Raw genomic sequence first — 25,088 nt, 5'->3', positions numbered from 1 at the left:
CTTCGCACGGCTGCCGTCCCAGCTCCTCAGGCGGGTGGCTGCGGGTCGCGCCTCGGGGGCCGGTTCCGCAGATGGGCGGGGAGAGCCACGAAGTACACGGCGACGCCCGCGTCGAGGGCCAGCGAGGCGGGCGGGCTGGCCAGGGCGAGCAGCGCGGCCGTGGTGTAGAGGACCGGGCCGGTGACGCTGCGGCGCAGCGCGGCCCGTACGCGGGGCCGGGCCTGCGGGGAGAGCAGCTCGCGGTGGCGGCCGAGGTGCAGCCAGAGGGCCACGAAGCACGAGGCTGCGGCGGCGAGGGTGAGCGCGTAGAGGATCGCGGCGGCGCTGTCGTTGTGGCCCGTCTGCAGGGCGTGGCCCAGGACGGACGTGGCGTAGGAGATGAAGGTGACGGTCAGCAGCAGGACACCGTTGAGGAACAGGGTGGTGCGGTCGGCGCGGTCCACGGCGTGGAAGAGGGCGTGGTGGTTGACCCAGAAGATCAGGATGGTGAGGAAGGAGGTCACGTAGGCGGCGAGGGTGGGGAGTTGGTGGCCGAGGAAGGGCCAGAGGGCATCGCTCCCCTCGGGGGTCTTGATGTCCAGGACGAGCAGGGTGGCGGCCACCGCGATGACGCCGTCGCTGAAGGCTTCGAGACGTCCGGTGGCCAGGGTGGTCGGGGCAGCCCCGGCCCGGTCGTCGACGGGGTGTTCCTCGTGCCCGCTCACGAGCGGGCCTCGGTCGCTGCCGACGGCGCGATGAGGGCGCGGATCCGTTCCTCGCCGCGCAGGAGCGTCAGTTCGACGGGTTCGCCGCTCTGCAGCGGCAGGTCCTGCGGGCTGCGGACGGCGCCGTGCACAGTGGCGACGACGAGGTCGCCGGCGGCGATGCCGGCGAGGGCGGCGGGGCCGGCGGGGGTGACGTCGGCAACCAGCAGCCCGGCGCGGTCGGACAGGCCCACGGCGGCACGGCGCGCGCGGGCGAGGTGGGCGGGTTCCACCCGCATGCCCCAGATGCGCACGGCCTGCGGCCCGGTCTGTTCGTAGGAGCCGAGGAGCTTGCGCAGCAGGTCGGCGAGGTGCAGCTGCTCGTCGGGGTGGAGTGCGGACAGCAGGCGGTCCTCGCCCTGCAGATGCACGGGAGCGATCCGGTCGAAGAGCTCCTCGCCGAGCGCGGTGAGACGGACGGTGAACGTGCGCTTGTCGTCGGGGTCGGCCTCCCGCAGCACGACGCCGCGTGCCTCCAGGCGGGACATCCGCACGCTGACGGTGCCCGAGGTCAGGCCGAGGGCAGCCATGAGCCGGGCCTGCCCGAGGCGGTAGGGGGCGCCGGCGCGGCGGAGGACGACGAGGACCTGGAAGTCGGCCGGGGTCAGGTCGAACCCGTCGAAGACTTCGGTGAGTGCGCCGTCCAGGTGTGCGCGGACCCGGGCCAGGCGGGTGATGACGCCGACGGGCGCGACCTGCAGGTCCGGGCGTTCCTTCCGCCACTGGTCGAGGATGGCGTCCACGCTGTCGCGGGCGGCGGGCTCCGGCGTCGGATCGTTCACGGATCCAGACTACGGGAATTCTTCCCATGGCACGATTGCTTGGACTCAAGCAAAGGGTCCAAGCAACCCTGTCACTCATGGAGGTTCCCCGTCATGTCCGAGACCAAGGCCGACGTCGCGGCCGCGGCGTCCGACCACCGCATGCGCGTCGACTCCCTCACCGACCGTGCCCGCGAGGTCCTCATCGTCGTCGCCAACCCCACGATCAGCAGCAATAACGGCTGGCCGGTCGGCTTCTGGGGCGCCGAGCTCACCCACCCCTACTACGAGCTGACGGAGGCGGGCTTCCGGGTCACCGTCGCCTCCCCGGCCGGCGGCAGCGTGGAGATGGACGCCCTGTCCGACCCGCGCGACGCGTCCCGGTGGTCCGCCGACGACCTGATCACGATGGGCTTCGTCCACACTCCGGAGCTCGCCGCTCTGCTCCGGGACACGCCCTCGCTGGACTCCCTGGACCTCTCCCGGTTCGAGGCGGTGCTGATCGCCGGCGGGCAGTCCCCGATGTTCACCTTCCGCGACAACGCCTCCCTCCACCGGACCGTCCGCACCTTCTGGGAGGCCGAGAAGGTCGTGGCCGCCTACTGTCACGGCGTCGCCGCCCTGGTGGACTGCGAGCTCGGCGACGGCACACCGCTGGTCGCCGGCCGCACCGTCACCGGCTTCTCCAACATCGAGGAGGAGTACAGCGACCGGGCCGCTGGGGTGCAGATCATGCCCTGGCGCGTGGAGGACGCCCTGCGCGGGCGCGGCGCGAACTTCGTCGGCGCCGGGCTGTTCAAGCCGTTCGCCGTACGTGACGGCCGGCTGATCACCGGCCAGCAGCAGTACTCCGGCCGCAAGGTCGCCCAGGCCGTCATCGCCGCCATCGGCGTCTGACCCACCCGTCGTCCCACCAGGAGACCAACATGATCACCGCAGTCATCGGCACCGGATTCATCGGGGGCACCCTCGGCCGGGCCTTCGCCCGGGCCGGCCACCCCACCGTCTTCGGCTCCCGCCACCCCGGCACCGACGGGGTCGCCGCGGACAGCGGCGCAACCACGGCGACCGTCGTTGACGCCGTGGCCAGCGCCGACACCGTCGTGCTCGCCGTCCCCGCCGGCGCGGTCGAAGACCTCCTCACCGTCCACGGCGCCGCACTGACCGGCAAGCTCGTCGTCGACGCGGCCAACACCGTCACAGGGCCCGTGGCCCACCACGCGGATCTCGTCCGGCGCCTCGCACCCGGGGCCCGCTACGCCCGGGCCTTCAACACCCTCGGCGGCGAGAACCTGGCCGATCCCGTCTTCGACGGCGTCCCCGCCGACCTGTTCTACTCCGCACCGGAAGGCGATCGGGCCGCCCTCGACGACCTGATCACCGCCGTGGGGCTGCGACCCGTGCATCTCGGCGACGGGCAGCAGGACACCGTCGACGGAGTGCTGCGCCTCTGGTTCGCTCTCGCCATGACACAGGGGCGCGGACGGCACCTCGCGTTCCGCACCCTCACCCGCTGAGCCCCGTGAGCCCGGAGTGCAGGCTCGCTCCGGGCTCACACCGCGTCGCCGCCCGGCACCGCCCGCGCCCTGCCCGGCCCCGCGAGCGCGGCATCGGGACATAGTAGCCATGGACATAGTAGCCATGTAATCTATCTGCCATGAGCAAGGGTTCACCGGGCCCGACCCCCGGATTCCTCGTGTGGCGGCTCGCCAACAAGTGGCGGGTCGCGGTCGATCGCGCGCTGGCCCCCTGGGCCTCACCCACGCGCAGTACTCACTGGTCGCGTCGCTGTACGGCATGCAGCGCGACGGCGAGCGGCCCAGCCAACGCCGGCTCGCCGACCACACCGGCCTGGAGGCGCTGTACGTCTCGAAGCTGGCGCGCGCCCTGGAGTCGGCCGGCCTGATCGGGCGCACCCGCGATCCCCGCGACCCCCGGGCCGTGCAACTCGCCCTCACCGAGCAGGGCGAGGCCGTCACGCAACAGGCCGTCGCGGCGGTCCAGGACTTGCTCCAGCAGTTGCTGGAGCCGCTCGGCGGTCTCGACGCCCCGCGGACCCGGGCGTTCACCGACGAGCTCATCACCCTGCTCGACGCACCTCTCGCTCCATCCGCACCGAACGACGAGAGCACCCGGAGGAGAACACCATGACCGCCACCGCATCCAGCACCGCGCCCGCCACCACCGCAGCCCCCATCACCGCACCAGCTGCCGACGCCCGCACCCTCGGGCTGGCCCACTACGCCGCCCGCGGCGTCCTGGAGCACGTCCTGGCCCGGCACGGCCTCACGTTCCAGCAGCAGATCGCCCTGCGCGCCGTCGTCACGGCCGACGCCCCGCAGACGCCGGAGGACCTCGTCGCCCAGATCCGTGGCTCCCTCAAGGCCGACCCGGCCGAGATCCGCGCCGCGCTCGACGAACTGCTGGCCGAACACCTGATCGTGGCGGACGGCGCACACCTCCGCCCCACGGAGGCGGGACGCGGCCTCCTCGCCGCGGTCGCCGCTGAGACCGCCCCCGTCAGCGCCCGCATCTGGGGCGGCATCCCCGCCGAGGACCTGGCCGCCGCCGGCCGCGTCCTCGCGCTCGTCACCGAACGCGCCAACGCGGAGCTCGCGGCGCCGACCGCCTGACCGGCCCGGGCCGGTGCAACGAGGCCACATTTCACCCGGCTTGGTCAATATGTACTTTTCCGGGATCCCTCTGCATAGTGGCGCCTCGACAGATGGTGGGTTGAGCCGAGGGGGCCCTTTCTTGTCTCAGATCGATGATGCTGCCGCGCGCGAGGTGGAGCGTGAGCGCGTGCAGGTCTCCGTCGTGGGTGAGCTGCTCGACGAGCGGCTGGCCGACGTGCGGGAGCAGCTGGCGGGTGTGCTCGCGTCGCCGTCCGACGGCGCGGGCGGGGTGTACGAGCGGGAGGTCGCGGCCGGGCGGCTGGCGGGAGAGGTCCGCCGGCTGGAGGGAGTCGGGGACGGGCTGGTCTTCGGCCGGATCGACCTGACGGACGGGACCGTCCTGCGGATCGGTCGCCTCGGGCTGCAGCGGGATTCGGACGAGCTGCCGGTGCTGGTGGACTGGCGGGCCGAGGCCGCGCGTCCGTTCTACGAGGCGACGACGGTTCACCCGATGGGGCTGCGGCGGCGGCGTCATCTGCGCCTGGCGGGCCGCACGGTGGTGGGGGTGAGCGACGAACTGCTCGACGGCTCCGCACCGAGCGGGCAGGACGTGGTCGGTGACGGTCCGTTGGCGGCGGCGCTCCGGGCGCGACGCACCGGGCGGATGGGCGCGGCGGTCGCCACGCTCCAGGTGGAGCAGGACGCGATCGTCCGGTCGCCGCACCGCGGGGTCACGGTGGTGCAGGGCGGTCCGGGCACCGGCAAGACGGTGGTGGCGCTGCACCGTGCCGCTTACGTGTTGTACGCGTTCCCGAAGGCGGCCGAGCGCGGCGTGCTCGTCCTCGGGCCGAACGCCCGGTTCCTCGACTACATCTGCCAGGTCCTGCCCTCGCTCGGGGAGAACGACGTCGTCCTGGCGACGTGCGAGGAACTGGCGGGCGTCGTACCGGGCGCCGTGGACGGCTTCGAGGTGGCACGGCTGAAGGGGAGTGCCGCATGGGCGGACGCGCTGGCCTCTGCGGTCCGCTCACGGCAGGCGCCGGGGGCGGGTTCGACATCCAGGTCGGACAGGAGTGGATCCGGCTGCCGGAGAGCGCGGTCGTCCGGGCGCGGGAGTCGGCACGGGCCGGTGGTCTCGCGCACAACCGGGCACGCCGGCTGTTCAAGGAGCTGCTCGTCGACGCCCTCGTCCGGGAGCTCGCCCGCAGCGGGGCCGAGGCGCTGGAACTGATCGACGCACAGGTCGCCCAGCTGACGGGCCTCGACCTCGACCGGGTTGCGGCGGCGGACCTGCGCCGCCTCGGTGTCGACGACGCACCGGCCACGGGTGCCGACGAGTTCGACGCCGACGCCGTACGCGCCGGCCTCCTGGACGATGCCACGCTCGAACGGGCCGTCGAGGAGCTGTGGCCGCGGCTCACGCCGGGCGAGGTGGTCCGTGGCCTGCTCACGGACGGGGACGCGGCCGCCGCTCACCTGCGGCAGCTCACCGACGACCAGCGCGCGCTGCTGCGGCGAGCGTCCGGGGCGTTCGGTGCGCCCGGCGCGCCCGGTCCGTCCTGGACGGACGCCGATGTGCCGCTGCTCGACGAGGCGGCGAGCCTGGTCGACGGCCCGCCCGAACGCGTCTACGGGCACGTCGTCGTCGACGAGGCACAGGAACTCACCTTCATGCAGTGGCGGATGATCCTGCGCCGCTGCCCGGGCCGGTCGATGACACTGGTCGGGGATTTCGCCCAGGCAGGCCCGGTGACGGCGGCCCGCGACTGGAAGGGGGCGCTCGGCCCGCACCTCGGCCGGCCCTTCGACCTGCGCACCCTGACCGTCGGCTACCGGACGACGCAGGAGATCCTCGCCACCACGGGGAACCTGCTCGCCCGGATCGCCCCGGGTCGGCCTCCGATCCGGTCGATCCGGCGCGGCGAGTCGCCTCGCACCCTCGCCTCCGCCCCCGGATCGCTCGTCACCACCCTCCTGCGGGAGCTGCGCGAGCAGGAGATCGCGCACCCGGGCGAGTTGGTCGGGGTGATCTGCGCCGACGGCCGGACGGAGCAGCTCGCGGCCGCCGGTGTCGAACAGCACGCCCGACTCGTGCCGGCCTCACAGGCGCGGGGCCTGGAGTTCGACGCCGTCCTCGTGGTCGACCCGGACGGCATCACCGCCGCCCGCCCCGGGGGTGAGCGCGACCTGTACGTCGCCCTCACCCGGGCCACCAAGCGCCTGTGCACCATCACCGTCCCGCCGGACGTGGAGATCACGACTCGGCGATGAGCCGGATCAGGCTGAGCAGCAGGACGGCCGCGTGCGCCTTCTCCCACCAGGTCCACGGAGCGGACACCGGTGATACGCTCCGCGGCCGGATGATCATCGGCACGCGGGAGGGTGACACATGAACGGGCGACGGTTCGGATCAGGACTGAGGGCAGCGGCACTGGCCGGGGCGGTGCTCGCCTTCGGTGCGGGGTGCTCGTCCGCGGGTGGAGGCTCCGCCGACCGACCGACCGCGCCGTCGGCCGCAACGGCGTCGGCCGCGGCGGCGCCCGCGGCCGACCGCCCCACCGGGAAGGGCGGATGCAGTGCCATGATCACGGCCGCGGACATTCCGGACGGCTTCGACCGCGGCGCGGCGCCCGACCAGTGCCTGGACGACAACGGGATGATCACCACCGGCTTCAAGGGCCTGAAGAGCGGCCTCGAACACGTCACCGAGCAGATCGAGCTCGGCGACAGCCCCGCGCAGGCAGGTGCCCGTCTCCCCGACGTGATCACCGAACTCAACGCCCTGGTCCCACAGGCGGTCGAGCAGCCGGCGGACGCCTTCCACGATCTCGGCGACCAGGCGCGGTACTTCACCGCGCACGCGGGCCAGACCACCTGGAACGTGCTCTATGTCCGGCGTGGCAAGGTGCTGTTGTACCTCAGTGTCGTCAAGGTCGGACCGTTCACCCCCGCGGAACTCCACCGGCTCGCCACCACCGCCGTCCAGCGGGCCGCACCCCTCGGCTGACCGCACCGCGTCGCTCCCCGGCGCGGCCCGGCCGGCGGGGTTTCAGGCACCGCCGCCGACGCGGGCCGCTCGGTGGCGCAGGTGCAGGTGACCGTCACGGGGGTAGGCGGGTGGCTCGGCAGAAAGGACCCTGTCCACGGCGTAGCCGCTCTTCTGCGCGACGCGGCAGGAGGCCACATTGTCCACCTGGTGGACGAGTTCGAGGCGCTCCAGCCCGTCGGCCCCGAACGTGTCGAAGGCCCAGCCGGTGAGTGCCTCCAGCGCTCGGGGCGCCACTCCCCTGCCGCGAGCGTGCGCCGCGGTCCAGTAGCCGACCTCCGCGGCGGGCTTGCCGGAGGTGGCACCCCTGAGGACCACATGGCCCGCCAACCGGTGTGCGGAGGTGCCGGGTTGCACCTCCATCACCGCGAAGCTGAGGCGGTCCCCCGTCACCCGGCCCAGCTGCTGGGCACGCACCCATCGCACACCGTCGGCCTCGTCGTCCACGACATGGCTCGTCCAGCGCCGCAGGGCGGGATCCCGGCACGCCTCGACCAGCGCACCGACATCCTCCACGGACCAGGGGCGAAGGACGAGAGCAGGAGCGGACGGCGTCGCGGCCGCCTGAAGGATGACGGGGGCATTGACGAGGGGATTCATCGACCGATCATATGAGCCATCCCTCCGCGCGATGCCCGCGGAGGGATGATGCGCACGGGCGGTCACCCGCACCCCTGACGTCGGATCAGAATCGTGTCCCGGAGCTCTGATCACGTGACAGGAAAAGGCGTTGGGCCGGTGACGGGCCAGCTGCTACCTTGTGGGCGACCGCGACACCGTCGAAGGAGGTGAGACCCATGACCGCTGTATCCCTGTGGGTGCTCCCCTTCCCGTCACGGTCGGGCGAATGGCGTAGCTGTCGCCGGGAGCGCCTCGACACCAAGGCACTCCCGAAAGGCCACACCTGTGCATTCCCACTCCCTGCAGTTCACCGCCGAGTCGTCCTCGAACGGCATCGTCGAGCGCGACTTCACCGTGGACGGAGTCCCCGGTGTGCTCTGGTCGCCGGCTTCCGGCACCGGGCGCGCACCTCTTGTCCTGATGGGCCACGGCGGCGGCAACCACAAGAAGCACCCGGCGATGTCCGGCCGCGCCCGCCTCCTCGTGGCCGGCTGCGGCTTCCACGTCGCCGTCATCGACGCGCCCGGTCACGGCGACCGGCCGCGCTCCGCGCACGACGAGGCGGAGATCGCAGAGCTGTTCCGGGCGCGGGCGGCCGGCGAGCCGGAAGGCCCGATCGTCGTCCGCTACAACGACCACCTGGCGGAACTCGCCGTACCGGAGTACCTGGCCCTCCTGGACGCCCTCCAAGAGCTCCCGGAAATCGGCACCGACGGGCCGGTCGGCTACTGGGGCATCAACATGGGCACCGCGATCGGCATCCCGTTCGTGGCGGTCGAACCCCGGATCACGGCCGCCGTCTTCGGCCAGCACTGGCCCGACGTCCTGGCCGACAAGGCGAAGCAGATCACCGTTCCGATCGAGTTCGATCTGCAGTGGGACGACGAGCACATCTCCCGCGAGGAGGGTCTCGCACTGTTCGACGCCTTCGCCTCGCCGGAGAAGTCGTTGCACGTGAACGCGGGCAGGCACAAGGAGCTGCCCCGGTTCGAGGCCGAGAGCGCGGTGCGGTTCTTCGCCCGGCACCTCGGCCGGGCGGGCACGTCACCGGCCTGACGGAGGCCCGCCCCCGCCCGCCGGCCGACCGACCCGGTCACCCACGGTCAGGTCCGGGCCGGGCCGGGCCGGATCGGGCCGGATCGGGCCGGATCGGGTCCGGTCGGGTCGAGCGGGCGCGGTCCGCCAGGCGGTTCGCGAACGCGACGACGAGATCGCGCAGTTCGCCGGGGCGCTCGATGACGAACGGGCGATCCAGCGAGGCCAGGAGCGGCGGCAGCCAGTCGAGTCGCTCAGCCCGCAGGTCGACGAGCAGCCAGCGCTCGGTCGCAGGATCCGCGTCCGTCGCCGGCGCGGCCTCCGCCACGCGCGCGACACCGGCGGGCAGCCGGGCACGGACCTGCTCGACCGTCCCGTGGATCCGCAAGGTCACCTCGTACCGGTACGCCGCCTCGGCGAAGCCGGACAGGACCCGCTCCGCCGGGTCCTGTCCGGCGACGGGCTCGAACGAGCCGGGCAGCGTCCTGGCGTCGGCGATGCGGTCGAGCCGGAAGGTCCGGTCCTCCGCGGCTCCCGGGTCCTCGCCGGTGACGTACCAGCGGCCCGCATGGGACACCACCCCGTACGGGTGCACCGTGCGGTCGCTGCGCCGCCCGTCGCGGTCCGTGTACCTGATCGCGACCGGTCGGCGGTGCCGCACGGCATCGGCGAGGGTGAGGAGGACCCCGGTGTCGGGGGTGGGGAACGTACCGGGCGGTTCGGTGAAGGAGAGGGACTCCAGGACCGTGTCGAGGCGGCGGACCAGATGCTGCGGCAGCACGCGCCTGATCTTGGCCGCTGCCGTCTCGCTCGCGGTGGCCGTGGTCGTCGTCAGCCCCGCCCGGCGGCCGGCGACCAGGCCGAGCAGCACGGCGATCGCCTCGTCGTCGCCGAGCATGAGGGGCGGCAGGCGGTGGCCGGGAGCGATGCGGTAGCCGCCGTACCGGCCGCGCACCGCCTCGACCGGGACGTCGAGGTCGAGCAGCTGATCGACGTACCGCCGCACGGTCCGTCCCTCGACGCCGAGCCGGTCGGCGAGTTCGGCCGTCGTCCGGGTACCGCCCGACTGCAGCAGCTCCAGGAGGGTGAGCACGCGGCCGGCGGGTCGGGACATGTTCCGAGCCTAACGCGAATACCGGACCGAATCCGTCCACTATTCGTCCTAGCGTACGAGGTGCAACGGCTCCACACCCCCAGGGAGAACACCATGGACTTCGTCTCGATCCGCATCATCACCGGCGACGTCGCACGCCTCGTCGGTTTCTACGAGAAGGCCACCGGGGTGCCGGCCGCCTGGTCCACCGAGGACTTCGCCGAACTCCGCACCGCCCACGCCACGCTCGCCATCGCGAGTACCCGCACCGTCCCGCTGTTCGCGCCGGGATCCTCCCGGCCCGCCGACAACCACAGCGTGATCCTCGAGTTCCTGGTCGACGACGTGGACGACGTCCACGCGAACCTGGCCGGCTTCGTCACCGATGTCGTCGCCGGACCCACCACGATGCCCTGGGGCAACCGGTCGCTGCTGTTCCGCGACCCCGACGGGAATCTCGTCAACTTCTTCACTCCGGTCACCCCGGCGGCGATCGAGAAGTTCGGCCGCTGACCCTCGCGCCGCGGCCGTCGGGAGCACCGGCATTCCACGGCTCCCGACGACCCGGTGCACCGGCCGGCCCGTACGACCGGAGTGGTCCGAGCGCCCGGGAGGCCCGGGAGGCCCGGGCCGCGCCCTGAGTCGTCAGTGGAGGACGTCGAGGACGTTCAGCTGCAGGCCGTTGGAGTAGACCGCGTGCTCGACGAGCTTCAGCTTCTGGGTGTCCTTGTCGGTGACGGGGAACAGGCGCTTGCCCGCGCCGAGCAACAGCGGGAAGACGAGCAGGTGGTAGCGGTCGATCAGGCCGGCGTCCGCCAGGCCGTGGTTGAGCGCGACGCTGCCGTGGACGATGATCGGGCCCCCGTCGGTCTCCTTGAGGGCGGCGACCTCGTCGAGCGAGCGCAGGATGGTGGTCTCGCCCCAGTTCTCGACGAGCCCGTCCTCGGTGAGGGTGGTGGAGACGACGTACTTCGGCAGCGTCCGGTAGTGCGTGAACTCGGCCATGTCCGGCCACACCGGGCTGAACGCCTCGTAGCTGACCCGGCCCATCAGGAACGCGGTGGACTCCTGCTGCTCGCGTCCCTTGATGTCGAACGCCTCGGGGACGAACTCGATGTCCTTGAAGGTCCATCCGGCGTTGCGGTAGCCGGGTTCGCCGCCGGGGGCCTCGACGACGCCGTCGAGCGAGATGAAGGCGGTGCTGATCAGAGTACGCATGCCCATGTCCTTGGATGTGGGGTGTGGTGTGTGGTCGATGTGGTGTGTGGGGCACGGGGTGTGAGCACGTGGGGCGGGGCGCCGGGGAGGGTCCCGGAGTCAGCCGACGAGACCGGTCAGCCAGCGCTGCCAGGCGGCCTCGGCACCGTCCGTGTCCGGCCCGAACAGGTGATGGAACATCAGCACCATGCCGGAACCGTGGTGGAAGCTGTGGATCCCGTCGGGGGTGCGGACCTCGATGCGCTCGTCGTCCGCCCAGACGACCTCGCCGTCCAGTGCCGGCAGGCCCGCCGGCTCCGCGTGGGCCCGTGCGCCCACGACGACCGGCTCCGGCAGCGACAGCCCACCCGCGAGCGCCGCCCGGACCTCGCCGGCGGACCGGGCCCCCGACGGCGCCACGGCGAAGACCGGGACCCCGGTGCGTCCCGCGAAGTGGGTCAGGTACTCGCGGAGGGTGTGCAGGTGGAAGGGCCAGCCGCGGCGCAGCGCGTCGTACTCGTCCTGCCAGTCGTCGCCGAGCAGGCCGCTGTGGACGACGCGGAGCACGGTGCTGCCGCCGTCCCGCGCCTCGATCAGGTACTCGAAGGCCATGAACCGGCCGTCCGCGGCGGTGGCCGTGCGGGTGGCGAGGCGCTTGCCGGGCTCGTAGGCAGTGATCACCGCCTCCGCCCGCCGGCCCCCGGTCTCCATGGCGCAGATCCCGCCCTCGCGTGGCTCGACCTCGTTGCGGCCCATGAACCAGGAGTCGATCCCCGGCCCTGTCGCGATCGCCTCCCAGACCTGTTCCGGTCCGGCCGGCAGGACGGCCTCCAGCTCGATCTCGAACGGGTGCGTCATCGTCGGTTCTCCTGTCCGGCTCCGGGGGCGCTCTCCTGCGTCCCTGCGATGGGCGGTTGCGGGTCGGCCGCATCCGCCCGGGGGTCGGGCTGGGCCGCGGGGATCTGGTGGAGCCCGACGACCACCCGGTGGCTCCGGCCCTGGGGGCGGCCTCGTCGTGATAGCGGGCGACGAGGGCTGCCACGGCCTGGGCGAGCTCGTCGGCGAAGGCCGCCCGGTCGGCCGCGGAGGCGAACCGCACCTGCGCGTCGATGCCGAAGGTGGCGACCCGCCGTCCGGCCCGGGAGGCTCCGGTCAGCAGCGCCCCGACCTCCTGCACCAGCCGCGACCCCAGCGCCAGCAGCCAGCGGGCGGACAGCTGGTCGGGCGAGCGGGCAGGGTCCGGACTCACGGCGGCCAGGGCGCTCGGGGAGATCACGTACGAAGCGGCGGTGGCGCGGTACACCCGCTCGGTGACGTTGCCCTTGCGGCGCTCCTCGGCGAGCTCGACCAGCTTGTGCCGCTCCAGCTCCTTCAGGTGGTAGTTGACCTTCTGCCGGGGCAGCCCCAGGCGGACGGCCAGCATGGCGGCCGAGCCGGGCTCGGCCAGGGCGGCGAGGATCCGGGACCGTATCGGGTCCAGGGACGCCTCGGCCGCAGCGGGTTCTTCGATCACGGCAACGTCCAGCACCACTCCAGGATCATTCCGATGATTTAAATTGTCAAGACAAAAAAATTTGTCGGTGAGCTCGGAAACGGCACACGGCGAGCGGCGGGGCACGGAACTCGCTCCGTGCCCCGCCGCTCGCCCCACTGGCCACGCCGACTGCCCCTGCTACACCGGCACCGTCACGAAGGTCTGCCCGGAGTCGTTCACCACCGACACCGACGCGACGTCCGCCGGAGCGACCAGTGCGGACCCGTCCAGCCTGGTGCCCGCCTTCGCACCGGCCGGGGAGACCAGCCAGCTGCCCGCCTCCACCGTCGCCCCGCTGCGGCCGTTGACCACCAGATGGCAGCGCTGACCTGCGGGAATACCGGCGACCACGGCGCTGACCCGGACCCAGCCGGCAGCCGGGGTCATGATGACCCTCATCTGAGCGCCCGTCGCGGGATCGATCTGCGAGGCCGTCCTGGTGCCCGCCGGGGGCGGCGACACACCGGCGGAAGGCCCCGGGCCGACCGCGATGACCTGGCCGGCGGGCGCCGTGGCCCTGCCCAGCGCGACTCCCCCGCCGAGCACGGCCGCCGCGACGACCGCGGCCGCCGCGCCCACTGCCGCCCAACGGCGCCGCCGGTGCGCTCCGCGCTCCGCGCGAGCCTGCCGCAGGGTGCGCTGGAGCAGCAGGTCACCTCCCTCGGGAGGCCCCTCCACGAACAGTTCGGGTGGCACCTCGCCCAGCATCCGTTCCAGATCCTGCATCTCGGCCACCTCCTTCCGGCAGGGCGGGCAGGTGAGCAGATGCTGCTCCACCGCGCCCGTCTCCTCCGGCTCCAGTGCGCCGAGGACGTAGGCGCCGAGCAGGTCGGCGCTCCGATCGTGCTGCCCGGTGGTCATGCGACCGCTCCCTTCAGCGTCCCCGGCCTGCCCGCGTACGACTGTTTCAGGGCCCGTAGCGCGTAGTGCGCACGGGACTTTACCGTTCCCGCCGGGACGCCCAGCTGCTCGGCCGCCTCGGCGACCGAACGGCCCTGGAAGTAGATGGAGTCCAGCACGGCGCGGTGATCGGGCGAGAGCTGTTCGAGCGCCTCCATCATCACCAGCGAATCCACCACGGTGTCCGCGTGGTCGTGCTGCACCGGGACGGTCGCCATCGCCTCGGACACCTCGGCGACCTCGGCCGGGCGGGCGGCCCTGGCGCGGAACCGGTCGGTGATGAGGTTCCGTTCCACCGTCAGCAGCCAGCCGCGCACGGACCCGCGGGTCTCGGTCAGCGCCTCGGGGTTCCGCCAGGCACGGATCAGGGTCTCCTGCACCAGGTCCTCGGCCGCCGCCCGGTCTCCGGTCAGCCGGATCGCGTAGGCGAGCAGCGCACCGCCGTGTTCCTCGTACAGGGTCCGGATCAGTGCCTCGTCGGCCGCGCCCTGCCGGGCGCTGGATCGTGTCCCTGCCATCCGCCCACTCCTCCGTCGGGATATGTCACCGCTTACACGCGCGATGCGGCCGATCGGTTCAACGGCGATTCCCGCTGGTGCGGGCCTGATTCGCGCCGGGCGGAGCCCGGGGCGGCCGGGTCGGGGCGGCCGCCTGGACGGCGCGTACGGACGACCGGGGCCGGGCAAGGGTCCACCGCGACAGGCACGTCGGCACTGTCGCGGTGGCGGGCCCGAACGAGCGCCCCGTGGCGGGACGGACGGTTCACGGACTGTCCGTGGACGGACAGTCCGTGAGCGGGTGCCCGTGCCCCGGGCAGGCCGTCAGTAGCCGCTCGGGTAGCCACTCTGGGCCTGGCTCGGCGCGGCCGGGGCGGCGGCCTTGCCGGTGCTCTGGGCCTTCTTGCCCTCCGGCGTGCTCGCGAACCAGGTGCCGCCGACACCCTGGCCGTTGGCCTGGCCCGCCGCCGTGTCCCCGGCGAAGCGGTACAGCGGCCAGCCGTTCAGCGTGACCTGCATCGTGCCGTCGGGGCGGGCCACACTGCCGACCAGGGCCGACCCGACGCCGTTGAGCTCCGGCGTCCCCTGGACCACGACCGGCGGCCACTTCGCGGCACAGGCATCGGTGCAGTTGGTGGCGGACGGCTTGCTGGTGTCCTTGTCGAACCGGTACAGGGTCCGGCCGGCGGAGTCGGTCACGATCTGCCCCAGCTGCGGGCTGGTGACCGCGACCAGCCCGGCCGTCGCGCCCGCTGCGCCGGCCGGCGCGGCGGCGGACGGGGCGGTGACGGGGGCGTCGGTCGCGGCGTTCGAACCGCTGCCGTAGCCGCCGGTGTCGGAGTCGCAGGCGCTGAGAACGAGGGCCGCGGCGGAGAGGCCGACGGCGACGAGCAGACGGCGACCGGTGAACTTGGACATGGCGAACTCCCCTGAAGGTGGCTGGTTTGAGGCGACTTGTGCGTCTTCGTGACGCTCGCACCCTCAGAACGGAGCCCGGCTCGGCAGGGTTCAACGTTCGGCAGAAATATTTTCGGAACGGCCCGACCCACCGCCGGATCGTGAACGTACTGGCTGCTCGGCATGTCCCCACCGCTGTTGATGACTCTCTCCGCGCCCTCGCCCTTCTCCCGATGCGTGGTCACGTCACCGGAGAGAGGCGGTAGCGTCTTCCGCATGGTGGACGGTCCCGACGTGTCGGTGGCGCTGCGCGGAGTACAGACTCCGTCCCAGGCCTTGGGGTTCGTGCGCTGGTTCGCCGACGCATGGCTCGGCCGCCCCCTGCAGCCTGCCGACGGCTGCACCGAGGACGAACTGGCCTCCGTGGAAACCGATCTCGGCTTCCGCTTGCCGACCGCCCTGCGTCAGGGCTACGCGCTGTTCGGCCGCAGGGACGACCTGACCCGACAACAGGGCCCCCTGATCCCGCCCGCCGGGCTCTGCATCGACAATGCCCTGAACGGCATCCTGGTCTTCCGCCGTGAGAATCAGGACTGTGCCTTCTGGGGCATCCCCGTGGACGAGATCGAGCGGGACGACCCGCCGGTACTGGTGGAGTCGCATCGAGGCTGGGTCCCCTTCCTCGATCGGATGTCGCTCGCCTGGGTGGAACTCGTGCTGAGCGAGTCACTCTTCGAGGCCGGCAGTCGGTACGACGCCTGCGAACTGCCACAAGCCCTCCTGCCGGGGCTCCGCACCCACTACACCCGGGTCGACCTGCCCGACCATCCCATGTGGGTGGGCGATGACGACTCCCCTGCGCTGGTACGCGGCACCCGGTCGCCTGGTGCGCCGGGACGGCATTCAGGACCTGTCCTGGATCCACGCGCACGGACGAACTGCTGCCGATCTTGAATCCGTGCGCACGGAACTCCCCGGGCCCTGGGTCTGCTGAAGCCTGTCGGCTGGTCGGGCCGCAGGCAGGTCCAACGGGCTGTCACCTCGGTAGCCTTCTGGCGGTCAAGAGCGCCGGCACCGGGCGCAACCGAACGTGACGACGCACACGATCTCTGCCAATACCGCCCGAACGACGCCTCAATGCGCCGACCCGATCCCCTCCGGCAGGTCGGCCAGCACGAGGGCGACGGCCTCCTCCGGCGTCTCGAAGCGCGCGAGCAACTCGCCTCGGTTGCGTACCCCGTAGAACCCCCATCGTGCGGCCGGATCATGTACCCGACCCGTGTCGTACTCCATCGCGCGGTGGTACTGGTGGAGAACCAGAGGTTGAAGTGGCTGGTCACCGGCATCAGTTGGCGGAGCGCCGGTTGGGCGTGCGCCGCCGCCAACAATGCATGCACACGCGGGAACCGGTTCATCGGCGGCATGTGGATGCCGTCGAGCTTGAGGCACCACGCCAACTCGACGGCACCGAGCGGCTCCCGCTCGTGCGCGAGGGCCCAAGGGCGGAACTCGATGCACGGGGCCTGCTCCTGGACCTCCTCGAGCCCCGCTCCGCCGGTCCAGGCCAGCGTGGCCCTGACCACCTCGGCCGGATCGGCGGTCCACCCGGAGGCCAGGCGCTGGCCCTTGCTCTGGAGGTACACCCGGAAGGCCCGACGCTGCTCGTCGGCCGGATGCACCGACACCCGCCGCCCGAGCCCCGCGTCGGCGTACACCGCCATGCCGCTCCACTGCCCGTCCGGCTCGGGCAGGACGACCCCGAGGCCCTCCGCCGCACGCCCCAACATCTCCCGGAGCACCCAGCCGCCCCCGTTGCCCTCGCCAGGCCACCCCACCCCGAAGCTCATCCCGCCAGTATGCCGCCGAGCCCATTGCGACCCGCTGTGACAAGCGCGCCTACGTCTACCTGGGCACCGTCACCACGGCCGCCCTCATCATCCGGCTGAGAGCATGAGGACGAGACCGGTCACCGTCCGGGATCGGCCGGACGCTGGTGCCCACATGGGACGATCGCGCCGTCCTTGTCCACGACCTCGGACGAGCGGCCGAGTTCATCCACGCCGTGATGCCCTGGGCATGGGTGCGCTACCGCGTCGTCAACAGGCTGAACTCGTTGCCGTCGGGGTCAGCCATCGTCACTCGGCCGTCGCCGCCCGGGCCGGTTCCGATGCGAGTCGCACCGAGGGCGAGCAGACGGTCGACCTCGGTCCGCCAATCGCCGTGGGCGGGCGGAAGGAGGTCGAAGCGCAGCCGGTCCCGGCCCGGCCTCGGCATCAGCGGCGGACCGCCCCAGGTGACCTTCGGACCGCCGTGCGGCGAGCGGATCGCGGTCTCCTCGTCCTGGTCCCAGACCAGGGGCCACCCCAGCGCCTCGCTCCAGAAGTACCCGACGGCCTGCGAGCCGTCGCAAGCCAGCGCGCCCAGGAACCCGCAGTCGGCGAGGAAGTTGTTGCCGGGCCCGATGACGCAGAACTCGTTGCCCTCGGGGTCGGCGAGCACGACGTGGCTCTCCTCCGGCCCCTGGCCGATGTCGATGTGACGTCCGCCCAGTTCCAGCGCCCGGGCCACCGTCTTCTGCTGGTCCTCCAGGGAGGTGCTCGTCAGATCGAAGTGCATCCGGTTCTGTCCGGCCTTCTGCTCCCGGGTCGCGACGAACCGGAGCCTGAAGCCCGTGTCGTCGCCGGGCAGGAGTGCGACGCCGTCGGCCGGATCGTGCGCCGTCTCCCAGCCGAGGATGCCGGACCAGAACCGCGCGAGTCCCTCCGGGTCGATCGCATCGAAGCAGACCGCAAACAGTTCACCCGTCATGCCCGCACATCTCCGCTCCACTGACTGACCAAGGCCGGCGGGGCGCGTCGGTCGTGGCCCCACGAACGGAAGCCTAGGGCGGGCAGGTGCGGCACGCAGCCGAGTTTCCTGCCGGCCCCCCAGCGGCCGCCGACCACCGACCGGGGCTGCGCTCACGCCTGCCGGTCTGATCCCGCCCCGCCGGTCGCAGAGCCGGGCGTGACCGACGGGTTCGAGAAGGTCGACGGTGCGGAGGGTACGACGGGAACAGGCAGGCCGAGCAGGCGGGCGAGTGCGGCGGTGACCGGGCCCGCATGGTCGGGCAGGTGCTCGGCGGCCCAATCGGCGGCCAGCGCAAGGAAGTCGGTCAGATCGCGCTCGGCGTCGCCGATCAGGCCCGCGAGCTCGGTGACGGACAGTTCGATCACCGGACTGTCGGCCTGCTGGGCGTCGACGGTCAGTCGGACGATGTGGCCGAACCGTTCGGCCACCGGCGACACGGGCTCGTGCCCGAACCAGACGGTGCTGCCGTGGTCGATGATCCGGTGCCAGGTGCGCCAGTCCTCCAGCCCGTCGCAGCAGCCGGGCAGGAACTCCACGCCTGTCGACCTGTCCGTGACCCCCAGGCCGCCGGAGGCGAAGAGGGGGTCGAGGGTCAGCAGTCCGTACAGGAAGGAGCCGAGCGGGTCGTCCGGCCGCGGGGGCGGTCGCTGTCGGCGTCGGCGTCGGCGTCGGCGTCATTCCAGCCGGCGATGGCCATCATCGCCGTGCCGACCTCGGCCGATGAGAGGTGCCTGCTCAAGGGAAGGACGCCGAAGGGCTCCGCCTCGGCGATCGGCCAGAGGCCGAAGCCGTCGCGAACCACGATCTCCACAACGGGCTGCATCACGATCACCGGGCGAGTGTCCCGCACTCCCGGCCCGAATCGCCTCCCGATTCTGCTTGGGCGATTCGCCCTCTCCCATTCGCATCGACCGGGGCCGGCCTGGACGGGTCGGCGCCCGTCAGCGCCCGTCAGGGTCGGTCCGGGTCGGTCCGGGTCGGTCAGGGTCGCTCCGGGCCTCGGTAGGGCAGGGTCTGGCTGTAGACGATGCTGGTGGTCGTGCTGCCGAAGCCGGCCAGCTCGTCCATGAGTGCCTCCAGGTGGGCCATGGAGGTCGCGGCCACCTTCAGGGTGTAGCAGTCGTCGCCCGTGGTGCGCAGGCACTCCAGGATCTCCCGCCGCTCGGCGAGCAGCCGGTGCAGCGGCTGATGGCGGTTGCCCGGGTACTTCAGCCGGACGACGGCGAGCACCTGGTAGCCGACCTTGGTCAGGTCGATGACGGCCCGGTAGCCGGTGATGATGCCCAGGGCCTCCAGTTGGCGCACCCGTTCCGTGGTGGCCGACGCGCTGAGGCTCACCCGCCTCCCCAACTCGCTGATCGAGATCCGGGCCTCCTGCTGGAGCTGATCGATGATCGCCCAGTCGACATCGTCAAGATTCACGGCCATATGGTGATCCTACCGGGAAATCACCATGAGAATGCTGCTCGCACCGGGAGAAATGTCTTCACCGGCCCGTGATCACCGGGATAGCCTGAGATCATGCAACTGGGTGTCAACGTACCGAACTTCGGGCCCGGAACGGATCCCGGCGTGCTCCGCGCATGGGCCCGGACGGTGGAAGGGCTCGGCTTCGACCTGCTGATGGTGTCGGATCACGTGGCCGTCACCCCGGACGTGGCCGAGCGCTACCCGGAGCCGTTCTACGAGCCGTTCACCGCACTGTCCTGGATGGCCGGGATCACCACCCGGCTGCGGCTCGGCACGACCGTGCTCGTCCTGCCGTACCGGCACCCGCTGCTGGTGGCGCGGATGGCCGACAACCTCCAGCAGCTCAGCGGCGGGCGGTTCGTGCTCGGGGTGGGGGCCGGCTGGGCGCGCCAGGAGTTCGACGCGCTCGGCGTCCCGTTCGCCGAGCGGGGCAGGCTGACCGACGAGTGCCTGGCCACCCTGCGGAGTTCCTGGTCCGCGAGGGCCGGGTCCACCACTCCCTCGGTCCCCGTCTGGGTCGGCGGCAACAGTGCGGCGGGGATCAGACGCGCCGTCAGGTTCGGTGACGCCTGGCACCCGCTGCGGCTCTCGGTGCCCCGGATGCGCTCCGCCCTGGCGGCCCACCCGGTGCCGGGGTTCGCGCCCCGCATCGCCCTGCGGCTGACCGGCACACCGGTCGACGACCCCGAACGGCCCGCCGGGGTCGGCACCCTCGACCAGATCCTCGACGACCTCGACCGGCTCCGCCTGCTCGGCGCCGGCACCGTCGTCCTCGACCCCTACCACGGGGACCCGGAGGAGACCCGCAGGCCCGAGGCGGCCCGGCAGGCACTCACCGCCATTGCCACTCAGAGGAGCGCATCATCGTGATCAGCACGGCCGACGAGATCCTTCTGCGGCGCGCGATCGGCCTCGCGGCCCGCGCCGTCACCCTGGGCGACGCCCCGTACGGCTCCCTGCTCGCCGGACCGGACGGGACGGTTCTCGCCGAAGCCCACAACACGGTGCGGCGCGACAACGACATCACCGCCCACCCCGAACTGAAGCTCGCCCGCTGGGCGGCCCGCGAACTGGACCCCCGCACGGCCGCGGGCACCACCCTGTACACCAGCTGCCAGCCGTGCGGCATGTGCGGCGGTGCCATCGTCCGCTCCGGGCTCGGCCGTGTCGTCTATGCGCTGTCCACCGAGCAACTCGTCGAAATCAACCCGGAGTCGGGTGCCTGGCCGACACCGCCGCAGGCCGGGCCCGCCCTGTTCGACGAGGCACGCGTCCCCATCGAGGACCACGGCCGACGCCGGGCGACCTGACGGTCCGTCAGAACTCGGAGTTGGCGAACCAGTGTGCCAGCAGCTGCTGGTCGCCCTCCCGCTCGAAGCTCGCATCGGCGTGGCGCCGACGGCCGTAGAGCAGGAGCAGCAGATCGGCCGCGGTGCCGCGAACTCCCGCATCGGCGGCGACCGTGGCAGCGTCGGCGGCGTCGATCCCGAAGCCGTCGGGGCGCAGCCGGACCAGCCAGTCGCGGTCGGCGTCGACGGCCACGAAGCGGATGGTCTCGCCGGTGCCGCGCAGATGGGCGACCTTGGGGGCGAAGATTCCGGCGTAGGGCAGGTTGACCAGGAATTCGTCGATCCCGTCGACTGCCGACGCGCGGTCGATCGCGGGGTCCAGACCGAGCGCGGCCTCGGCGTCCGTCCGGTGCACCAGCGTTTCGAAGAGCATCCGGCGCGCCCAGAACCCGGCGTGCTGGTCGGCACCCCACGCGTACATGGGGACGTCCGGAGCGGTGGCGGCGAAGGCGTCGGCGGCCTCGTCCGCACTCTCGGCCAGCCAGGCGGGGTAGTGGCCCTCGTCCGCGGGCAGCCGCAGATCCACCTCGCGGCTCCGGGGTGGCTCCTGCACCCGGGTGCGCAGCAGCACGGAGAACCAGCGCTGGACGCTGCCGGTGTGCTTCACGAGGTCGGCCAGCGTCCACCCCGGGCAGGCCGGCACCGGCAGCGCCAGGTCGGCACCCTCGATCACGGCGACGAAGCGGGCGGTCTCCTCGGCGACGGCGGCGCGGTGGTCGACGGCGGCCGACCCGGGTGCAGGGCGGTGCGAAGCATTCACCGTGGTCGTCTCCTTCGACGGGCAGCGGCGCCGACTCGGCGCACAACGGGGCCGAGAAGGCGGATGATCCAGTTCATTGACCGGTGGCATGAAGGTAATCGTCGATAGTTCACCATGTCAAACATTCACCCTTCGCCGTGCTCGTTGCCACCGATGGTGCCGGCCGGTGCGCCGTGGGCCGCCCGCGCGCCCGGCCGGCCGTGGACCTCCGCGCGCGACGGCGGGCGGACTGCGCGGCGACCGCTCCGCGGACTCCTGCTTGTCAACAGACGCCTCGTCACCCAGCATCGGGTCCATGACGGACGAGAACCAGCAGTGGCGGGCCGAGTTCGACGCCGAGGTGACCTTCGCCAACGGCGGAGCCCTCCAGGCGCAGGGGTTCCGGCTGGACGTGCCCGGCCCGGACACCGGCGAGGCCGAGCTGGCCGAGCTGTTCGTACGCCGGCTCGGCCTGCTGATGGTCGGCAGCGTGCGGATCAGCCGGACACGGCTCGTGCAGGAGCCGCACAAGGACCCGCACACCGGCTCGGCCCGGCCCCGCCGGGCCCAGCGGCAGGCCATCGACCTCAGCCACCCGGTCCGCCACGGGATGGTCACCTACCCCGGCCTGCCCGGCCCCGAGATCGGCCACCACCTCACCCGCCGGGCCTCCCGCGACCACTACACGCCCGGCACCGAGTTCGCCATCGGCCACATCTCCATGGTCTCCAACACCGGCACCTACCTCGACTCGCCCTTCCACCGCTACGAGGACGGGACCGACGTGGCCGGACTGCCGCTCGACCGGTTCACCGACCTCGACGGCGTCGTCGTGCGCACCCTGGGCACCCACGGCCGGGCGATCGACCGGGAGCTGCTGCTGCCGTACGACGTCACGGGCCGGGCCGTCCTGCTCCACACCGGCTGGGACCGGCACTGGGGCACCGAGCAGTACGGGAGCGGCCACCCGTACCTCACGGCTGCCGCCGCGGAGTGGCTGGTCGGGCAGCGAGCGGCTCTCGTCGGCATCGACTCCCTCAACGTCGACGACACCGAGGACGGCACCCGCCCTGCCCACACCGCGCTGCTGGCCGCGGGCATCCCCGTCGTCGAGCACCTGTGCGGACTGGAGCAGCTGCCCCTGCAGGGTTTCCGCTTCCACGCCGCGCCACCCGCGGTCGAGGGCATGGGCACCTTCCCGGTCCGCGCGCTCGCCGTCCTCGACCCCGCCGGGGACAGCGGGGGTGAGGGGTAGGCGGCGAGCACGGGAGGAGGGGTCGGGGGCCGCCCGTGGACAGCGCGAGGTGCGCCCCCTAGCCTTGGGCGATCTTCGCGGTGCCACGGCCGCGGACCGACCACCTGGGGAGCTCGTGCAGACGACGACCGCGCCGGCCGACCCGCAGCTGCGTCTGCGCGCCGCCGTTCATCGGGGGCGCTTCCGGGATCCGTCGGTGTTCGGCTGGACGGCACAGGTCCTGATCGCCGTCCAAGCGCTCGTGCAGGTGGTCCTGGGCTTCACGCCGCAGACCGGCGCCCAGGTCTTCTCCGTGACCGCGAACGTCACCGAGCCGGTGTTCCTGGCCTCGGCCGCCGCCTTCCTGGTGTGGTTCCACCGGTGCCGCGTCAACGCCGAGGCCCTCGCGCCGCTCGGGCACCGGTACACCACCGGCGCGGCCGTGGGCTCCTGGTTCGTTCCGGTCCTCATGTGGTGGGCACCCCGACGGGCCGTGCTCGACATCTGGCGGTCCGGCGGCGGCACGGCAGACACCCGACTGATCGACGCCTGGTGGACGGCCTGGCTCGCCAAGACGGTCGGGTTCCTGGTGTACCTCGCGGTCGACCCCGGCGGGGACCCGAACGCCCTCTGGACGGTCGTGGTGAACACCGTCGCCGCCGGGCTGGCCATCGCCGTCATCGGCCGCGTCGGCCGGAGCCAGCGGGCGCTGCTCGACGCGGGTCCGGCGCCGGCCTGATCAACGGGCGGCGCCCCGACGACCGACCGACACGGCCCGTACTCCCCACGGAGGATCCCGTTGGAGCCCGTCCCCGCCGACCCGCTCGGCCCGCTCGGCCCGGCGACGTTCGACCTCCATGCACTCCCGACCCACCTGTACCCCGCCCGCCCCTACGGCGGGCCGGCCCTTCCCGCCCGCAAGATCACCCCCGTCCGCACCAAGGACCGGCGCGGGCGCCTCACCGGGCCGGGTCGCCTCGGCCTGCCCCTGCGCCGCACCCCCGTCCAGGCCGTCCTGGGGCCCGCGGGGGCGGGCAAGACGCTCACGGCGCTCGGCAGCAGCTACACCGGCGGCCACAACTGGGATCCTTACCTGTGGAGTTACACGGACATCCACTGGGTGTCGGCACGGGACGAAGGCACGCTGGAGGCCGGCCTGCTGAACGTGCTGCGCACCCGGGGCGTCGGCCCGCAGGACCTGCGGGCCGCCCGGCGCGGCGGCACGCCGATCGAGGACCTCGTGCTGGCACGGCTGGTGCCCCGGGAACACCCCTGGATGCTGATCCTGGACGGGCTCGACGATCCCCGCCTCCTCGCCGATGCGCAGGCGCCCGGAGGCATCCTGCGTGCCGGCATCCCCCGCAGTCCCGGGATCGAGGGCGGCCGGATCGTCGTCACCTCCCGGATCACCGATCCGGCCGCCTGGGGGCGCTGGATCTCGCTGCGGCAGATCGAGCCCTGGCGATCCGAGCGCGCCGTCGAACTGCTTCAGCTGCACACCGGCGCCCAGGGTGCGCACGCCTCTGAACTCGGCGCCCTGGCAGGCCGCTTGCGCAACCTGCCGCTGGCCCTGCGCCTGGCCGGCCGCTACCTGCACGCCGTCGGCCCGGACAGCGGGACGGGGCACGCGCTCGGCATCCGGGACCTGCGCTCGGCGTTCGAGGAACGACACGTACAGCTCTTCGGCACGGACCACACAGCCGGCGCCGGGCTGCCTGCCGACGTCGCGGTGCTGTGCGACCTCTCCCTGGACCTCCTCGCCGACCGCGGCCTCCACCACGCCAGGGTGGTCCTGCACGTGCTCGGGCAGCTCGGGCCGCAGCCCGTCCCGATCGCATTCCTCGACCTTGCCTCCACCGTCGGCCTGCCCTCCGGTGACGGCCCGGCACCGGTCCGAAGTACCGCCCGTGATGCGGCCCGTGGGCGGCAGCCCGTCACCGGGGAGCAGCTCCACGCGGCCCTCGACGGGCTCGGCGACCTCGGTCTCGTCCACGTGCGCCGTACCCACGTGGAGACGGACCCGCTGGTCGTCGAGGCCGTCCGGGCGACGACGGCACGCGACCCCGGCGAGGACCGGGCCGTCCTCGGGGTGGTCGCCGACCTGCTCGACCTGGCGGTGCGTTCGATCGACGCCGACGCCGCGGACCAGGCGGCTTGGTGGCCCGCGCTCGCCCCGCACCTGAACGCCGTGGCCGACGCGGCCCGCCGCACCGATCCGGGGCAGACCCTCCGCCTGCACGCCCTCGCGGACGTCGTGTCCACCGCTCTGCACCGCGCCGGCCACCAGCGGTCCGCTCACCTGATCGCCAGCACCGCCGCACCCGAGGCGGGACCAGGCCGCTGACGGTCCTGGGACGAGCCCCCGCAGACCTCGGACGGCACACTCCGGGGGTGCCCCGGGAGTGCTCCGACGGCGGGCAGCCGCCGGCGGTCGCTCCGGAAGGCGCGGTGCATCCACACGTCGACGGCGAGCGGTACCGCGGCGACCCCGGGTGGTACGGACCAGG

The 25,088-nt window shown here is 72.6% G+C and carries 27 protein-coding genes and 4 pseudogenes; 14 read left to right on the top strand and 17 right to left on the bottom strand.

Annotation, left to right across the window (positions count from 1 at the left end):
• Window positions 1-26 precede the first annotated feature (26 nt).
• On the bottom strand, window positions 27-704 hold the full coding sequence (locus tag ABEB13_RS38445) for a TMEM175 family protein (RefSeq protein WP_345709249.1): 678 nt from the start codon (window positions 702-704) through the stop codon (window positions 27-29).
• Window positions 701-1,525 (bottom strand): MarR family transcriptional regulator, encoded by an 825-nt coding sequence (locus ABEB13_RS38440; RefSeq protein ID WP_345709248.1) that lies wholly within the window; start codon window positions 1,523-1,525, stop codon window positions 701-703. Before ABEB13_RS38440 ends, ABEB13_RS38445 begins: the two co-directional genes overlap by 4 nt.
• A gap of 93 nt (window positions 1,526-1,618) precedes the next feature.
• Here ABEB13_RS38440 and ABEB13_RS38435 point away from each other — a divergent pair, with 93 nt between their 5' ends.
• The 6 genes and pseudogenes from ABEB13_RS38435 (at window position 1,619) to ABEB13_RS38410 (ending at window position 7,126) form a co-directional block, all read left to right on the top strand.
• Window positions 1,619-2,401 (top strand): type 1 glutamine amidotransferase domain-containing protein, encoded by a 783-nt coding sequence (locus ABEB13_RS38435; RefSeq protein WP_345709247.1) that lies wholly within the window; start codon window positions 1,619-1,621, stop codon window positions 2,399-2,401.
• A 29-nt stretch (window positions 2,402-2,430) separates the two neighbouring features.
• Window positions 2,431-3,021, top strand: coding sequence for an NADPH-dependent F420 reductase (locus ABEB13_RS38430; RefSeq protein WP_345709246.1), 591 nt, complete (start codon window positions 2,431-2,433; stop codon window positions 3,019-3,021).
• Between the two features lie 140 nt (window positions 3,022-3,161).
• Window positions 3,162-3,655, top strand: a pseudogene (locus ABEB13_RS38425) (MarR family winged helix-turn-helix transcriptional regulator).
• The gene (locus tag ABEB13_RS38420) at window positions 3,652-4,137 is read left to right on the top strand and encodes a MarR family transcriptional regulator (protein WP_345709245.1); all 486 of its coding nucleotides are present in this window, start codon (window positions 3,652-3,654) and stop codon (window positions 4,135-4,137) included. Before ABEB13_RS38425 ends, ABEB13_RS38420 begins: the two are co-directional and overlap by 4 nt.
• A 121-nt stretch (window positions 4,138-4,258) precedes the next feature.
• A pseudogene (locus tag ABEB13_RS38415) lies at window positions 4,259-6,390 on the top strand (HelD family protein).
• 310 nt (window positions 6,391-6,700) lie between these two features.
• Window positions 6,701-7,126: a hypothetical protein gene (locus ABEB13_RS38410; RefSeq protein WP_345709244.1), complete on the top strand. Its 426-nt coding sequence runs from the start codon at window positions 6,701-6,703 to the stop codon at window positions 7,124-7,126.
• 42 nt (window positions 7,127-7,168) lie between these two features.
• Here the strand turns inward: ABEB13_RS38410 and ABEB13_RS38405 are convergent, their stop codons facing one another.
• Window positions 7,169-7,765 carry a GNAT family N-acetyltransferase gene (locus tag ABEB13_RS38405; protein WP_345709243.1) on the bottom strand — a complete coding sequence of 199 codons (597 nt, stop codon included), beginning with the start codon at window positions 7,763-7,765 and terminating at the stop codon, window positions 7,169-7,171.
• A gap of 306 nt (window positions 7,766-8,071) precedes the next feature.
• Here ABEB13_RS38405 and ABEB13_RS38400 point away from each other — a divergent pair, with 306 nt between their 5' ends.
• The gene (locus ABEB13_RS38400) at window positions 8,072-8,842 is read left to right on the top strand and encodes an alpha/beta hydrolase family protein (RefSeq protein WP_345709242.1); all 771 of its coding nucleotides are present in this window, start codon (window positions 8,072-8,074) and stop codon (window positions 8,840-8,842) included.
• A 37-nt stretch (window positions 8,843-8,879) separates the two neighbouring features.
• Here ABEB13_RS38400 and ABEB13_RS38395 read toward each other — a convergent pair whose 3' ends face one another.
• Window positions 8,880-9,935, bottom strand: a complete 1,056-nt coding sequence (locus tag ABEB13_RS38395) for a helix-turn-helix transcriptional regulator (protein WP_345709241.1) — start codon at window positions 9,933-9,935, stop codon at window positions 8,880-8,882.
• 93 nt (window positions 9,936-10,028) lie between these two features.
• Here ABEB13_RS38395 and ABEB13_RS38390 point away from each other — a divergent pair, with 93 nt between their 5' ends.
• Window positions 10,029-10,427, top strand: coding sequence for a VOC family protein (locus ABEB13_RS38390; protein ID WP_345709240.1), 399 nt, complete (start codon window positions 10,029-10,031; stop codon window positions 10,425-10,427).
• Window positions 10,428-10,559: 132 nt separating this feature from the next.
• On the opposite strand, the gene ABEB13_RS38385 is transcribed toward ABEB13_RS38390, so the two are convergent.
• The 6 genes and pseudogenes from ABEB13_RS38385 to ABEB13_RS38360 form a co-directional block, all read right to left on the bottom strand.
• A complete protein-coding gene (locus tag ABEB13_RS38385; protein ID WP_345709239.1) occupies window positions 10,560-11,132 on the bottom strand; it encodes a dihydrofolate reductase family protein in 573 nt (190 codons plus the stop codon).
• 99 nt (window positions 11,133-11,231) lie between these two features.
• Entirely contained in the window at window positions 11,232-11,969 is a 738-nt protein-coding gene (locus tag ABEB13_RS38380) for an SRPBCC family protein (protein WP_345709238.1), read from the bottom strand.
• Window positions 11,966-12,639, bottom strand: a pseudogene (locus ABEB13_RS38375) (ArsR/SmtB family transcription factor). Before ABEB13_RS38375 ends, ABEB13_RS38380 begins: the two are co-directional and overlap by 4 nt.
• 144 nt (window positions 12,640-12,783) lie before the next feature.
• A complete protein-coding gene (locus tag ABEB13_RS38370) occupies window positions 12,784-13,506 on the bottom strand; it encodes an anti-sigma factor family protein (RefSeq protein WP_345709237.1) in 723 nt (240 codons plus the stop codon).
• The gene (locus tag ABEB13_RS38365; RefSeq protein WP_345709236.1) at window positions 13,503-14,063 is read right to left on the bottom strand and encodes a sigma-70 family RNA polymerase sigma factor; all 561 of its coding nucleotides are present in this window, start codon (window positions 14,061-14,063) and stop codon (window positions 13,503-13,505) included. Before ABEB13_RS38365 ends, ABEB13_RS38370 begins: the two co-directional genes overlap by 4 nt.
• Before the next feature lie 303 nt (window positions 14,064-14,366).
• A complete protein-coding gene (locus tag ABEB13_RS38360) occupies window positions 14,367-14,960 on the bottom strand; it encodes a hypothetical protein (protein ID WP_345709235.1) in 594 nt (197 codons plus the stop codon).
• Between the two features lie 255 nt (window positions 14,961-15,215).
• On the opposite strand from ABEB13_RS38360, the gene ABEB13_RS38355 reads away from it, so the two are divergent.
• Window positions 15,216-15,893, top strand: a complete 678-nt coding sequence (locus ABEB13_RS38355) for an SMI1/KNR4 family protein (RefSeq protein ID WP_345709234.1) — start codon at window positions 15,216-15,218, stop codon at window positions 15,891-15,893.
• A 180-nt stretch (window positions 15,894-16,073) separates the two neighbouring features.
• Here ABEB13_RS38355 and ABEB13_RS38350 read toward each other — a convergent pair whose 3' ends face one another.
• The 6 genes and pseudogenes from ABEB13_RS38350 to ABEB13_RS38330 form a co-directional block, all read right to left on the bottom strand.
• Window positions 16,074-16,232 carry a DUF6193 family natural product biosynthesis protein gene (locus ABEB13_RS38350; RefSeq protein WP_345709233.1) on the bottom strand — a complete coding sequence of 53 codons (159 nt, stop codon included), beginning with the start codon at window positions 16,230-16,232 and terminating at the stop codon, window positions 16,074-16,076.
• 14 nt (window positions 16,233-16,246) lie between these two features.
• Window positions 16,247-16,354: pseudogene (locus ABEB13_RS41000) on the bottom strand (DUF6193 family natural product biosynthesis protein); the annotation flags it as partial.
• Window positions 16,355-17,024: 670 nt separating this feature from the next.
• Entirely contained in the window at window positions 17,025-17,747 is a 723-nt protein-coding gene (locus ABEB13_RS38345) for a VOC family protein (protein ID WP_345709232.1), read from the bottom strand.
• A 152-nt stretch (window positions 17,748-17,899) separates the two neighbouring features.
• The gene (locus ABEB13_RS38340) at window positions 17,900-18,325 is read right to left on the bottom strand and encodes a hypothetical protein (protein WP_345709231.1); all 426 of its coding nucleotides are present in this window, start codon (window positions 18,323-18,325) and stop codon (window positions 17,900-17,902) included.
• Between the two features lie 56 nt (window positions 18,326-18,381).
• Window positions 18,382-18,621: a hypothetical protein gene (locus ABEB13_RS38335; protein WP_345709230.1), complete on the bottom strand. Its 240-nt coding sequence runs from the start codon at window positions 18,619-18,621 to the stop codon at window positions 18,382-18,384.
• Window positions 18,622-18,770: 149 nt separating this feature from the next.
• On the bottom strand, window positions 18,771-19,217 hold the full coding sequence (locus ABEB13_RS38330; protein ID WP_345709229.1) for an Lrp/AsnC family transcriptional regulator: 447 nt from the start codon (window positions 19,215-19,217) through the stop codon (window positions 18,771-18,773).
• A gap of 93 nt (window positions 19,218-19,310) precedes the next feature.
• Between ABEB13_RS38330 and ABEB13_RS38325 the strand changes: the two genes are divergently transcribed.
• Together ABEB13_RS38325 and ABEB13_RS38320 are read left to right on the top strand one after the other, a co-directional pair.
• On the top strand, window positions 19,311-20,129 hold the full coding sequence (locus ABEB13_RS38325; RefSeq protein ID WP_345709228.1) for an LLM class flavin-dependent oxidoreductase: 819 nt from the start codon (window positions 19,311-19,313) through the stop codon (window positions 20,127-20,129).
• Entirely contained in the window at window positions 20,126-20,569 is a 444-nt protein-coding gene (locus ABEB13_RS38320) for a nucleoside deaminase (protein ID WP_345709227.1), read from the top strand. Before ABEB13_RS38325 ends, ABEB13_RS38320 begins: the two co-directional genes overlap by 4 nt.
• Before the next feature lie 7 nt (window positions 20,570-20,576).
• Here the strand turns inward: ABEB13_RS38320 and ABEB13_RS38315 are convergent, their stop codons facing one another.
• Window positions 20,577-21,368 carry a maleylpyruvate isomerase family mycothiol-dependent enzyme gene (locus ABEB13_RS38315; protein ID WP_345709226.1) on the bottom strand — a complete coding sequence of 264 codons (792 nt, stop codon included), beginning with the start codon at window positions 21,366-21,368 and terminating at the stop codon, window positions 20,577-20,579.
• Between the two features lie 295 nt (window positions 21,369-21,663).
• On the opposite strand from ABEB13_RS38315, the gene ABEB13_RS38310 reads away from it, so the two are divergent.
• From ABEB13_RS38310 to ABEB13_RS38300, 3 genes are all read left to right on the top strand, one after another.
• Window positions 21,664-22,602 carry a cyclase family protein gene (locus ABEB13_RS38310; RefSeq protein ID WP_345709225.1) on the top strand — a complete coding sequence of 313 codons (939 nt, stop codon included), beginning with the start codon at window positions 21,664-21,666 and terminating at the stop codon, window positions 22,600-22,602.
• A gap of 115 nt (window positions 22,603-22,717) precedes the next feature.
• On the top strand, window positions 22,718-23,320 hold the full coding sequence (locus tag ABEB13_RS38305) for a DUF4328 domain-containing protein (protein ID WP_345709224.1): 603 nt from the start codon (window positions 22,718-22,720) through the stop codon (window positions 23,318-23,320).
• A gap of 60 nt (window positions 23,321-23,380) precedes the next feature.
• On the top strand, window positions 23,381-24,925 hold the full coding sequence (locus ABEB13_RS38300) for a hypothetical protein (protein WP_345709223.1): 1,545 nt from the start codon (window positions 23,381-23,383) through the stop codon (window positions 24,923-24,925).
• Window positions 24,926-25,088: the final 163 nt, after the last annotated feature.

The sequence above is a fragment of the Kitasatospora paranensis genome (genome assembly GCF_039544005.1).
In the GTDB taxonomy this organism is placed as follows: Bacteria; Actinomycetota; Actinomycetes; order Streptomycetales; family Streptomycetaceae; genus Kitasatospora; species Kitasatospora paranensis.
This window is presented reverse-complemented; position numbering and strand designations above follow the sequence as displayed.